General features: G+C 72.5%; 6 protein-coding genes. All 6 read left to right on the forward strand.

The annotated features are described in order from the left end of the window. Positions 1–154 precede the first annotated feature (154 nt). From OHA88_RS19280 to OHA88_RS19305, 6 genes are read left to right on the forward strand one after another with little or no spacing between them, the layout of a single operon-like run. Complete coding sequence (locus OHA88_RS19280; RefSeq protein WP_443044378.1) at positions 155–1432, forward strand: MFS transporter; 1278 nt, start codon at positions 155–157, stop codon at positions 1430–1432. Then, positions 1344–4538: a type I polyketide synthase gene (locus tag OHA88_RS19285; protein WP_328626435.1), complete on the forward strand. Its 3195-nt coding sequence runs from the start codon at positions 1344–1346 to the stop codon at positions 4536–4538. Before OHA88_RS19280 ends, OHA88_RS19285 begins: the two co-directional genes overlap by 89 nt. After that, positions 4535–10192 carry a MupA/Atu3671 family FMN-dependent luciferase-like monooxygenase gene (locus tag OHA88_RS19290; protein WP_328626436.1) on the forward strand — a complete coding sequence of 1886 codons (5658 nt, stop codon included), beginning with the start codon at positions 4535–4537 and terminating at the stop codon, positions 10190–10192. Before OHA88_RS19285 ends, OHA88_RS19290 begins: the two co-directional genes overlap by 4 nt. Beyond that, the gene (locus tag OHA88_RS19295) at positions 10189–11499 is read left to right on the forward strand and encodes a M18 family aminopeptidase (protein ID WP_328626437.1); all 1311 of its coding nucleotides are present in this window, start codon (positions 10189–10191) and stop codon (positions 11497–11499) included. Before OHA88_RS19290 ends, OHA88_RS19295 begins: the two co-directional genes overlap by 4 nt. 33 nt (positions 11500–11532) lie before the next feature. After that, on the forward strand, positions 11533–12237 hold the full coding sequence (locus OHA88_RS19300) for a thioesterase II family protein (protein ID WP_328626438.1): 705 nt from the start codon (positions 11533–11535) through the stop codon (positions 12235–12237). Further along, entirely contained in the window at positions 12237–13082 is an 846-nt protein-coding gene (locus tag OHA88_RS19305; RefSeq protein WP_328629735.1) for an SDR family oxidoreductase, read from the forward strand. The genes OHA88_RS19300 and OHA88_RS19305 overlap by 1 nt, the downstream gene beginning before the upstream one ends. Positions 13083–13086: the final 4 nt, after the last annotated feature.

Here is a 13086-nt window from a genome sequence, read left to right on the forward strand (position 1 = left end):
GTGGTTGCTCGACGAGTATGTCCGGGTGAAGCTCGGCATCGACCAGACCGACAGCCATTCCGACGACGGACCGGACCGCACGGCGCTCGGCGAACGGCGTTATCGATTCCTCGTCGCCGGATACGCCATCTCTTCGTACGGCACCTTCCTGAATATGGTGGCGCTCAATCTGTTCGTCTATGAGACGACGGGCCGGGCGATCGCCATGGGGCTGTTCATGGCGGTGCGGCTGGGGTCCGGCTTTGCCGCCGGTCTGACGGCCGGCACGCTGCTCGCGCGCTTCACCGCCAAGACCGTGATGCTCTGGACGAATGTGGCACAGGCGGCGGTGATGCTGCTGCTGGTCTTTGCACCGGACGGGCTGCGGACGGCCGCACTGGTGGCCGTCTCGGTGGTGGTCGGTTCCTGCGGCACGCTCTTCATGGTGTCGCTGCGCAGTTCCATTCCCGAGATGGTGGGCACCGACCGGCGCGGCTGGGCGAACTCCCTTTCCATTACCGGGCGTTCGCTGGCGATGGTGGCCGGCTTCGCGTCGGCCGGTGTGGTCGTGTCGCTGGTCGGTTACACCGCCGCGTTCGTGGTGGACATGGCCACCTTTGCGATCTGTGCCGTGACGGTGGCACTGCTGCCGATCGCGGGCGGAGGCAGAGGGAAGAGCGCTCCGCCGGATTCGGAGGGGGATTCCGGCGGGCGCGCCGAACAGGGTGCGGCGGCCGCGGAGAAGGCGGGGCGGCGGCGGATGCCCGTCGCGTTCGTCGCGCTGGCCGCCGCGCCCGGTCTCGGCCTGATGGTGGCGCTGCGCGGGGTGGACGCGTTCGGTTCGTCGTCCCACAACGCCGCGCTGCCGATCTACTCCACCGAGCTCGACGCCTCGCGCCCGGCCGTGTTCGTCAGCGCCTTCTGGTGCCTGTGGGCGCTGGGGAACGTCCTCGCGCAACAGGTGATCCAGCGGTACGCGAAGCGCACCGGCCGATCGGTGGGTGCGCTGGGCTTCGGTTACGGCACGATCGTGATGTCCGGGGCGTTCATCCTCGCGTTCGCGGGGTTCCCGTTGGTGGCGACGGGAGTGATCGCACTGGTCGCGGGAGCGGCCGACGGGCTCACAGAGGTCTCGTACACCTCGCATCTGCAGACGCTCTCCGCCGATCTGCGCGGGCATGCGTTCGGGCTCTCCGCGACGTTCGAGAATCTTGGCTTCGGCGTCGGAATGATCCTTGTCGCAGCGGCACTTGACCGCTACAGCCCGCTGACGGTCGTCGGATGGTCCCATGGCGCTGCGATGGTGGTCGCGGTGGCGTTCCTGCTCCGGGTGGCGGGGCTGCGGAGGGGAGAGAAGCGCGGTGGTGGAGACGGCGAGGGAGCCGGAGCAGGAGCGGGGGAACGAGAACCGCATCGCGGTGATCGGGATGGCGCTGAGGTTCCCGGGAGCTGACACCCTCGAGCAGTACTGGCGCGACATCCGGGCGGGCGTCTCGCACGTACGCCGGTTCACCGGGGCCGAGTTCGCCGCCGCCGGGATACCGGAGGCGGAGTACGGGGCGGCGGGGTTCGTCGGGGCGTCGGCGCTGTTGGGCGGCAACGGGCACGACGGCATCGACGGGTTCGACGCCGGGTTCTTCGGGATGAGCGGGCGCGAGGCGGCGCTCACCGATCCGCAGCAGCGGCTCTTCCTGGAGTGCTGCTTCCACGCCCTGGAGGACGGCGGCTACGCCGGTCGCGACGAGTCGATACGGACAGGGGTGTACGGGAGCGCCGGTTACCGCCTCTACTCCCTGCACAGCTATCTCGCCGAGAACCTGGCCGCGGAGGCACGGTCCGGCGACTGGATGACCGTCAAACAGGTCCAGGTAGGCAACTACCCTGATTTCACCGCCAATCGGGCCGCGTTCCGGCTCGGTCTGACCGGTCCCGCGGTCAATGTGGCGACGGCATGTTCCAGTTCGCTGGTCTCCGTCCATCTGGCCTGTCAGGCGCTGCGCGCCGGTGACGCCGATCTGATGCTGGTCGGCTCGGCGGCGCTGCATCTGCCGCAGGTGACGGGGCACCGCCATGTGAAGGGTTCCACGCTCTCCCGGACCGGTGCCGTGCGGGCCTTCGACGCGGGTGCGGACGGCACGGTCGGCGGCAACGGTGTCGCCGCCGTCCTGCTGAAGCCACTGGACCGGGCGCTCGCCGACGGAGACACGGTGCACGCCGTGATCCTGGGCTCGTCGGTCACCAACGACGGTGCGGCGAAGAGCGGCTTTGCCGCACCGGGTGTCGCCGGGCAGCGAGATGCCGTGCTGGGCGCGCTGCGGTCCGCCGGAGTGCCGGCGGAATCGGTGGGTTACCTGGAGGCGCACGGCACGGGCACGTTCAAGGGCGACCCGATCGAGTTCGCCGCCCTCACGGAGGCGTTCCGCCGCCACACCGACCGGACCGGATTCTGTGCGCTGGGCTCCACCAAACCTGCCATCGGACACCTCGACAGTGCGGCGGGGCTGGCCGGACTGATCAAGGCGGTCCTGGTGCTGCGGCACGGGATCGTCCCTCCGCTGGTGAACTTCCGGGCGCCGAATCCGGCGCTCGCCGTCGAGTCGAGCCCCTTTGTCCTGCCGACGCGGGAGACGGCGTGGCCGCTGCCTGGGGAGGTACGGCGAGCCGGGGTGCACTCCATCGGGATGGGCGGTACCAATGCGCACGTGATTCTGGAGCAGGCGCCCGTGGTGCCGGAGAAGGAACGGGGGTGGGCCCCGGGACGGGAGCGGAACGTTTCCTCGGAGACTCCGTCTCTGCTGCCGCTGTCCGGCGCGAGCCGCGAAGCGCTGGTGGCGTACGCCCGCGCGTTCCGCGAGCGGCTGGTACACGGGCCCGGGGCCGCTCCCGCCGATCTGCTGGTCACGGCCGCGCTGGGGCGACGCCATCTGCGCCACCGGCTGGTCGTGACGTCCGAGGATCCGGTGGCGGGGCTGGACGCTTTCCTGGCGGGGGCGGTCCCGGGCGGCGCGTACGACGCCGGGGTCGTCGAGCAGGAGCCGGAGCGGCCCGTCTTCCTCTTCAGCGGGCAGGGCGGCGGATATCCGGGCATGGCCGCGGAGCCGGCCGCACGCTTCCCCGTCGTGGCCGAGCTACTCGCCTCCTGCGCCCGCGTGTACGAGGAGGAGACGGGCAACGGCGACTTCCTCGGCCGGGTCGTGCACGGCCACGGCCCGGCCGCCTGGACCACCGACTTCGCGCAGCCCGCCCTCTTCGCCCTCCAGATCGCCCAGGCCCGCCTCTGGCAGCAGCTCGGCGTCACGCCCTCGCTGGTCGCCGGGCACAGCGTCGGCGAGTACGCGGCGCTCTGCGTGGCCGGGGCGCTGAGCATGGAGGATGGGATGCGGCTGCTGTGCCGGCGCGGCCGGCTGATGCAGGAGCGGTCGGAGACCGGCGCGATGCTCGCGGCGTTCGTACCGGAGGCGCGGGTACGCGAGTTGCAGGCCGCCGTCGAGGGGCTGGAACTCGCCGTGGTCAACGGGCCGGCCCACCATGTCGTCGCCGGGCCCCCGGAGGCGGTCGAGACCGCGCGCGCCCTGCTGGCGGCGGGCGGAGAGGCGTACGAACCACTGGCCGTGGACCGGGCCTTTCACACCGCCCTGCTCGATCCGGTCCTCGACGAGCTGCGGACCGCCGTCGAGAAGACCGGGCTGCTCCCGCTCCGTACGCCGTTCGTCAGCGGGCTCGACGGGGCGGTGCGGCACCCGGGGTGGCGGCCCGACGCCGACTATCTGGTCAGGCAGGCACGCCGGACCGCCGACTTCCACGCGGTGCTGCGGGCCGTCGGGTCCACGGGATCCGCTCGACCCACCGGCCCCACCGGCGTGGTCCTCCTCGAACTCGGCCCCTCCGCCGCGCTGACCGGGATGGCGCGCCGGGTACTGCCGGGTGCTGCCCCCGTGCCGACATCGGCGTTCCGGCACGCGGTGGCCCGGCTGCACTGCGCGGGGGTGGCCGTCGACTGGGCGGCGCTGCTCGCGGGGTGCGGCGGCCGACGGGTGCCGCTGCCGACGTATCCGTTCCAGCGTCAGTCCCACTGGGCCGGTCCGCCGCCGGTCCCCACCACTTCGTACGTACCCGAGCGCACAACGGAGGATGGCATGACCGAACAGGCCGTACTGGACCGGGTTCTGGCGCTTACCGCCGACCACCTCGGCTATCGGCCGTCAGAGGTCGGTGCGGACAGGACGTACGTCGGACTGGGCGCCGACTCCCTCCAACTGATCGGCATGGTCCGACAGTTGGAGGCCGAGTTCGGTACGGAGATCGCGATACGGGAGATACTGGAGGAGGCGGGCACCCCCCGGCTCACGGCTCGCCTGATATCGACGCGTACGGCCCCGAAACCGCAGGTGGCGGACGAGCCGGAGCCGGTCTGCGCGACGCGCGCCGAGGTGGAGGAACTGACCCGTCAGGTGGCCCAGTTGGCCCGTAACCAGGCCGCGATGCTCACCCAGCTCTCGGATGCCGTGGCCCTGCTGACCGGCATCTCGGCCACCGCCTCCGAGGGGGACCGCCGATGAACCACACGGACGGTGCCGCCGCCGAGGTGGCCCGCGCGGCAGAGCTCTCGCGACGCCTGACCGAGCAGCTCGCAGCCGCTGCTGCCCCCTCCCCGTACCGCTCCCCCTCCACCGCTGCCGCTGCCGCACAGCACGGCCCCCGCCTCGTCGTGGATCCCGCCGCCGGCATGGCCGGGGCGGGCGCCGACGCCGCTCAGCGCGCGCACACCGCGTCCCTCGTCCGGCGGTTCACCGAGCGCACCCGCACCTCGAAGGAGCTGGCACAGCAGCATCGGCCGGTGCTCGCCGACAGCCGGGCCGTCGTCGGGTTCCGCCAGGCCACCAAGGAGATGCTGTACCCGATCGCCGCCCGGTCCGCGCACGGGTCACGGCTCACCGATGTCGACGGCAACGACTACACCGACATCACCATGGGCTTCGGCGCCCTGCTCTTCGGGCACGAGCCGGAGTTCGTCACCGATGCCGTACAGCGCCATCTCTCGCAGGGTCTCCGGTTCGGTCCCCGTTCCCCCGACACCGGTGAAGTGGCCGCGCTGCTGGCCGAGGTGACGGGGATGGAGCGGGTGGCGTTCGCGAACTCGGGTACGGAGGCCAACTCGGCGGCGGTCCGGCTGGCCCGGGCCGCGACCGGGCGCGACAAGGTCGTCATGTTCCGCGGTTCGTACCACGGGCACATCGACTCCGTGCTAGGCCGCCCCGGTGGTCCGGGCGGCCGGGGCGCCGTGCCCGTCTCACGCGGCATCCCCGCGAGCGCCGTCGCCGAGCTGATCGTGCTGGAGTACGGCAGCCAGGATGCCCTCGACACCATCGACGCGCTCGGTGACACCGTGGCGGCCGTCCTCGTCGAGCCCGTCCAGTGCCGCAACCCCGCACTCCGCCCGGCCGACTTCCTGCGGTCGCTGCGCGACCTGACCGCCCGCCGTGGCATCGTGCTCCTCTTCGACGAGATGCTGACCGGTCTGCGCCCGCACCCGCGCGGCGCCCAGCACCACTTCGGCGTCGTCCCCGACCTGGCCACCTATGGCAAGGCGCTCGGCAGCGGCTTCCCGATCGGCGCGATCGCGGGCCGCGCCGACATTCTCGACGGCGTCGACGGCGGTCCCTGGCAGTACGGGGACGACAGCAGACCCCCGCACGAGACCACCTTCTTCGGCGGTACGTATATGCAGCACCCGCTCTCGATGGCGGCGGCGCGGGCGGTGCTCACCCACCTCAAGGAGGAGGGCCCCGGTCTCCAGGAGCGGCTGAACGCCCGGACCGACGCGCTCGCCGACCGCCTCAACCGCTTCTTCCGGGACGAGGAGTTCCCGCTCGAACTGGCCCACTTCGGCTCGATGTTCCGGTTCACGCACCGCGCCGACATGGAGCTGCTCTACCACCACCTCCTGCTGCGCGGTCTGTACGTCTGGGAGTGGCGCAGCTTCTATCTCTCCACCGCGCACACCGACGACGACGTGGCGGCGGTCGCCGCCGCCGTGGAGGGTTCGCTGCGCGAGCTGCGCGACGGCGGCTTCTTCCCGTCGGCGAAGCGGCCCGCCCGGCCGCTGCCGGCACCGCGCACCCGCCCCGCCCCCGACCTCGGCGTCTACTTCTTCGGCGACTACCCGGAGACCGCGGACACGGCCAAGGCGTACGACAACGTCATCGAGACCGCCCGCTTCGCCGACGAGCGCGGCTTCAGCTCCGTCTGGCTGCCCGAGCGGCACTTCCACTCCTTCGGCGGCCTCTTCCCCAACCCGGCCGTACTCGCCGCCGTCCTCGCCCGTGAGACCGAGCGGATCAGGATCAACGCGGGCTCGGTCGTCCTGCCGCTGCACGACCCGATCCGGGTCGCCGAGGAGTGGTCGGTCGTCGACAACCTGTCCGGCGGGCGGGTCGGCATCGGCTGCGCCACCGGCTGGCACGCGCAGGACTTCGCCCTCCACCCGGACCGGTTCGAGGACCGCCGGGAGATCGCCTTCTCCCACCTCGACGACGTCCGCCGGTTGTGGGCCGGCGAGTCCGTCGCGCGGCGGACGGGCGAGGGCACCGACATCGGCGTGCGCATCCATCCCCGCCCGGTGCAGGCCGAGCCGCCGATGTTCCTGGCCACCTCCGGGCAGCGTTCCTCGTACGGGGAGGCGGCCCGGCGCGGGCTGGGGATCGTCACCAACCTCATGAGCCAGACCGTGGCCGAACTGGCCGCGAACATCGACCACTACCGGCGGGTGCGCGCCGACTGCGGACTCGATCCGGACGGCGGCCGGGTGACCGTCCTGGTCCACACCTACCTCGGTACGGATCATGCTGCCGCGCGGACCGAGGCGCTGGAGCCGATGAGTCGCTATCTGCGCTCGTCGCTGCTGATGAGGTCGGCCGCCACCGCGCTCGGCCGCAGCCCCGAGGACGTGGCGACGGCGAGCGAGGACGACCTGGACTACCTCTTCCGCCGGGCGTACGACCGGTACTGCGACCAGCGGGCCCTGATCGGCACCCCGGAGAGCTGCGCCCCGCTCGTCGACGCCCTGCACAGGGCGGGGGCCGACGAGATCGCCGCGCTCGTCGACTTCGGGCTGCCCGAGGAGCGGATGCGGGCGGGGCTGGAACAGCTGGATCTGCTGCGGCGCCGCACCCGGGAGCGGAAGACGCCGGAGACGCAAGGGTCGCAAGAGGCACAGGCGCCGCAAGAGGCACAGGACATCACCGCGCCCGCCACCTCCGCGCAGCGGCGGCTGTGGCTCGCGGCCCGGCTGCTCGGCAACTCCGCCGCGTACAACGAGACCCAGGCGGTCCGCCTGCACGGCCGGCTCGACGAGTCCGCCCTCCGGGTCGCCCTGGACGGGCTGGTCGCCCGCCATGCCGGGCTGCGGACCGTGTTCCGGGCCGGCAGCGGCGACGAGACCGTGGTCCAGGTCGTCAGGCCCGGACTGCGCATCCCGCTCCTGGTGACGGACGCCCGGGGGCAGTCCCCCGACGGGGCCGACCGGACGATCGCGGCGGCGCTCGCCGAGGAGAGCGGGCGCGGGTACGACCTGGCCGAGGGACCGCTGTTCACACCCCGGCTGATCCGGCTCGCGGACGACGACCAGGTGCTGGTGCTCGGCATGCACCACATCGTCACCGACGCCCACTCCGCGGGGCTGATGACGAATGACCTGGAGGAGCTGTACCGGGCGGCGGTGGAGAACCGTGCGCCGGTCTTCGCACGGCCTGCCGGCACGACGGCCGGTGCACCGGAACCGCCCCGGGACCCGGCCGATCTGACGTGGTGGCGCGAGCAGTTGGGTGAGAAGCCGCCGGTGCTCGAGCTGCCCACCGACCGGCCGCGCGAGCGCCGGGTCGCGGGGCGCGGCGGGGCGGTGGCCGTACGGGTCGACCAGGAGCGGACCGTGCGGTGGCAGGAGTGGAGCGGGGAACAGGGCGCCACACTGTTCGCGACGCTGTGCACGGCGTGGCAGCTGGTGCTGCGCGGGCGGTCGGGGCAGGACGAGTTCGTGCTCGGGTCCACCTTCGGGCGGCGCACCCCCGAGACCCGGGACACGGTCGGCTTCCATGTGGCGCTGCTGCCGCTGCGGGTGTCGCTGCCGGACGGTACGGACACGGCCGATGCGGTACGGGCCACCGGGCGCGCCCTGCGCGAGGCGGACGAGCGGCAGCTGGTCGACCTGGACGCCCTGCTCGTCGGGGCGCACCCGGACCCGGGCAACCCGCGCCCCCTGATCACCGTTTCGGTGGACCTGGACACCGAGACGCTGTCGCGGATCGACCTGCCGGGACTGCGGGCCGAGGAGGTGCCCGCCGGGACGGAGTCCGCCCCGCTGGAACTGGCCCTGATGGCGACGCGTACCGCATCGGGCCTGCGGCTGCGGCTGCGCTACGACGCGGATCTGTTCGACGCGGGGACGGCGCGCGGGTATCTCGACGAGCTGGTCGGGACGCTGGAGTCGATGACGGGATGTGGAAGGGCCGCCGGGGACGAATCACCGCGCTCCACCGCGGACGCGCTCCGGGACGTCTGGGAGTCCGTCCTCGACGTCCGCGGCTTCCCCGCCGAGACCAACTTCTTCGACCTCGGCGGCAATTCGATCACCGCGATCCGCCTGGTCAACCGGGTGCGGGACGCGCTCGGTGTCGACTATCCGATGGCGGACTTCTTCTCCGACGCCACGCTGCGGGCGATGACCGACCAGCTCGCGCCCGAGCCCGCACCCCCCGGGGAGGACGTCGAGATCGTCGACCGAGCGCCGGTCAGTGACCAGCAGGCCCGGATGATCGCCGGACACCACTCCGTACCGCACTCCGAGTTGTGGAACATCCCGACCCGGATCACCTTCACCGGCGCGCTGGACGTGCCGGCGCTGCGGTCCGCGCTCACCGAGCTGCTGGCCCGGCACCACTCCCTGCGGACCCGGTTCGTCGAGGAGAACGCGTCCTGGTGGCAGGAAGTCGTCGCCGCGCAACCCGTCGATCTGCCCGTCGAGGACCTCACCGGCCTGCCGCCGGGCCAACGGCGGCCCCGGGCGGATGAGTTGTGCCGCCAAACCGCCACGACCGCGTTCGACCTCTCGCAGCCCGCGCTTCCCGGTCTGCGGCTGCTGCGCGTCGAGGAGGACCGCTGGGCGCTGATGTTCGTCCTGCACCACATCACCGCCGACGGCTGGTCCCTGTCGCTCCTGCTCGCCGAGATCGCCGCGCTGTACACCGCGGCGGCGAAGGGCGTGCCGCACACCCTCGACCTGCCGGGCTCGCAGGTCACGGAGTACGCCCGCTGGCAGCGCGCCCAGGACGACCCGGAGACCGAGGCCCGCCGGGCCGCGTACTGCGCCGCGTACCTCGACGGAGTGCCGTCCCGGGTGCCCGTACCGACCGACCGTCCCCGGCCCGAGCAGCTCAGCGGGCTCGGCGACACGATCCGCGGCCGGGCGTCGGGGGCGGTGCGGGCGGCCGTCGAGAAGTTCGCCGGGGCTGTTCACACCACCCCGTTCGCGGTGGCGGCCACGGCGCTCGGAGTGTTTCTGACCAGGCTCTCCGGGGAGCCGGACATTCTGCTGAGCGTCCCGTACGCCAACCGTCAGGGCACCGCCTTCGAATCGCTCGTCGCCATGACGTCGACGGCTGTGATGGTCCGCGTACGACAGGATTCGGCCAATCTCGGGACCACCTGTGCCGAGCTGACGGCGCGCACCGGGGCGGGGGCGATGGGGGCGATGGCGCACGTGCTGCCGACGGCCCGGATCATGCAGGCGATGCGCGATGCGGGCGCCGACGACGTGCCGGACCGGGTGCCGCATGTGCTCGCCTTCCAGAACTCCCTCGACACGGACATCGAGATCCCCGGTCTGGGCGTCGAGGTGGAGGATCTGGCACCGCCTCTTTCACGCAGCGAGCTGTGCTTCGGGCTTGCGCCGTGCCGGGACCGTACGAAGGGTTATCGGACGTTCCTGGAGTACTCCGCCGACCTGTGGAACCGGGAGACAGCTGAAGAGCTCCTCAGCTCGTACATCGAGCTGCTCGAAGAGTTCTGCGCCCGGCCGGACCGCCCGGTCCGGGAACTGCTGCTCCCGTCGTCCCCGTCACCCACGCCCTCGAAGCCCTCACACCCGAAGCCCTCACCCCCACCCTCACCCTCACCCTCACCCTCGAAAGCGAACAGCGGAAAGGCGGACGCCGTATGACGCCGGCCCCCCACCCCAGTCACCGCAGTCACACCGACGACCTGCTCTCCTTCATCCGGGCCAGCCCGTCCCCCTACCACGCGGTGGCGAGCGCCATCCAACGGCTGGAGAAGGCCGGCTTCCGCGAGCTGCACGGTACGGACGACTGGACGGGCACGACCGGCGGCAGCTTCGTCGCCCGCGGCGGCGCCCTGATCGCGTGGTACGTCCCCGAGGACGCCCCGGCGCACACCCCGTTCCGGATCGTCGGCACCCACACCGACTCGCCGAACCTGCGGATCAAGCCCACCCCCGACACGGGCTCGGCGGGCTGGCGCCAGATCGCCGTGGAGATCTACGGCGGGGTCCCGCTCAACACCTGGCTCGACCGCGACCTGGGCGTCTCCGGGCGGCTCGCGCTGCGCGGGCCCGGCGGCACGACCGGGTCGCGGCTCGTCCAGATCGACGAACCGCTGCTGCGGGTACCGCAGTTGGCGATCCACCTGGACCGCTCCGTCAACGAGGGGCTGGCGCTCGACCGGCAGCGTCATGTCGCCCCCCTGTGGGCGCTCGGCGCCCCCGAGGAGGGTGCGCTGCTGCGCCGGGTGGCGGCGGCCGCCGAGGTGGACCCGGACGAGGTGCTCGGCTGGGACCTGATGCTGCACGACGTCCAGCCGCCCGGATATCTGGGCGCGGACCGGGAGTTCGTCGTCTCGTCGCGGCTGGACAACCTGGTGTCGGTGCACGCCGGCGTCACCGCCCTGGCCGGCGCGGCGACGGGAGCCGAGCCGCCCTCGTACATCCCCGTCCTGGCGGCCTTCGACCACGAGGAGGTCGGCAGCGGTTCCGAGACGGGTGCGCAGAGCCCCATGCTGGAGCGGGTCCTGGGCCGCTCCGTCACCGCGCGCGGCGGCAGCTCGGAGGACTGGTCGCGGGCGGTGTCGGGGGCCTTCTGCGTCTCCGCCGACATGGCGCACGCGGTGCACCCCAACTACGCGGAGCGGCACGACCCGGACCACCACCCGCTGCCCAACGGCGGGCCGACGATCAAGGTCAACGTCAATCAGCGGTACGCCACCGACAGCACCGGGATGGCCGTGTTCGCGGCCGCGTGCGAGCGGGCGGGTGCGCCGTGGCAGCCGTTCGTCTCCAACAACGCGATGCCGTGCGGTACGTCGATCGGTCCGCTCACCGCGGCCCGGCTGGGGGTCGCGACGGTCGATGTAGGGGTGCCGGGACTCTCCATGCACTCGGCGCGCGAGCTGTGCGGGGCGGACGACCCGGCGTATCTGGCCGCCATCCTGGGCGCGTTCGTGACGTCCGGCTGACCCTCCCGTACACCCGAGACCGGAAGAGAGACCGTGGAAGAGACTGTCCTGATCTGCCTGCCCTTCGCCGGGGCGGGTGCGTCGTTCTTCACGCCGTGGCAGGGGCAGGCCCCGGCGGGGCTGACGATCCTGCCGGTGCAGCTGCCGGGCCGGGAGAAGCGGTTCGCCGAGCCCGCGCACACCTCGGCCGCCGAGGCCGTGGACGATGCGTACGCCCAGGTCACCACCGTGCTCGGGGGCACCGGCCGACGGGTGGCCGTGTTCGGGCACAGCATGGGCGCGGTACTCGCGTACGAGCTGGCGCACCGGCTCGAACGCGAGCCCGGAATCCGTCTCGAAGCGCTCTTCGTCAGCGGCTCGCCCGGTCCGTGGACCGCCCGCACCGACCGGGCGGGCGGGCTGCCGGAGGACGAGTTCGTCGCACGGGTGAAGAGCTTCGCCGGGTACGCGCATCCGGCGCTGGAGAACCCGGAGATGCGGGAGCTGCTGCTGCCGTCGCTCCGGGCCGACGTACAGCTGCACGAGAGCTACCGGCCGGCCTCCGAGCGGCCGCTGACCGTGCGCGTCGTCTCGGTCCGCGGGCGTGCGGACACGCTCGTCGGTGCGGCCGGCGCTGCCGAGTGGGGGTGGGCGACGAGCGGGAAGCTGACCGTCGCCGAGCTGGACGGCGGGCACATGTATCTGGCCGACCGGCCGGGCGCGCTGCTGGAACTGATCGCCGCCGAACTGGGCGAGTGATGACGACGAGCGGCGGAACCGGGCGGCTGGCCGGGCGGACCGCGCTGATCACGGGTGCGGCACGCGGGCTCGGCAGGGCCTGCGCACTGACGTTCGCCCGCGAGGGCGCGGATCTGGTGCTTCTCGATGTGGCGGGTCCGCTGCCCGGCGTCCCGTATCCGCTGGGTTCGGCGAGCCAGCTCGCGTACACGGCGGAGCTCTGCCGCGACGCGGGCTCCGCCGTGCTGACCCGGCAGGCGGACGTGCGGGATCTCGGCGCGCTGGAGGCGGCGGCGGACGATGCGGAGGAGCGCTTCGGGCGGATCGACGTCCTCGTCAACAACGCGGGGATCGCGGCCCCTTCGGGTCGTCCCGCACACGAGATCACCGAGCCCGAGTGGCAGCTGATGATCGATGTGGACCTCGGCGGTGCCTGGCGGGCGATCCGGGCCGTCGGCGGACGGATGACCGCGCAGGGCTCCGGCTCCATCGTCAACATCGCGTCGACCGCGGGCCTGGTCGGCTACCGGCACTTCGCCGGTTACGTCGCCGCCAAGCACGGCCTCGTCGGGCTGACCAAGGCCGTCGCACTGGACTACGCGCCGCGCAAGGTGCGGGTGAACGCGGTGTGCCCCGGGTCGGTGCGGGACGACGAGGCGATGGAGGGCCGGATGCTCGCGGAGATCGCCCGGTCGCTGGAGGTGCCGGTCTCCGAGCACGAGGAGACGTTCGTCCAGGCGCAGCCGATGAACGCACTCGTCGAGCCGCAGGATGTCGCGGACGCTGCGCTCTGGCTGGCGTCGGACGAGTCGCGTCAGGTGACGGGAAGCGTGTTGACGGTCGACGGCGGATTCACGACGCGCTGAGGCG

The sequence above is a fragment of the Streptomyces sp. NBC_00353 genome (assembly GCF_036108815.1).
Classification (GTDB): Bacteria; Actinomycetota; Actinomycetes; order Streptomycetales; family Streptomycetaceae; genus Streptomyces.

Bases quoted from the DNA above. Each gene is read 5' to 3' on its own strand.
- OHA88_RS19280 (WP_443044378.1), top strand. From the start codon at position 155: ATGGTGGCGCTCAATCTGTTCGTCTATGAGACGACGGGCCGGGCGATC.
- OHA88_RS19290 (WP_328626436.1), top strand. From the start codon at position 4,535: ATGAACCACACGGACGGTGCCGCCGCCGAGGTGGCCCGCGCGGCAGAG.
- OHA88_RS19295 (WP_328626437.1), top strand. From the start codon at position 10,189: ATGACGCCGGCCCCCCACCCCAGTCACCGCAGTCACACCGACGACCTG.
- OHA88_RS19305 (WP_328629735.1), top strand. From the start codon at position 12,237: ATGACGACGAGCGGCGGAACCGGGCGGCTGGCCGGGCGGACCGCGCTG.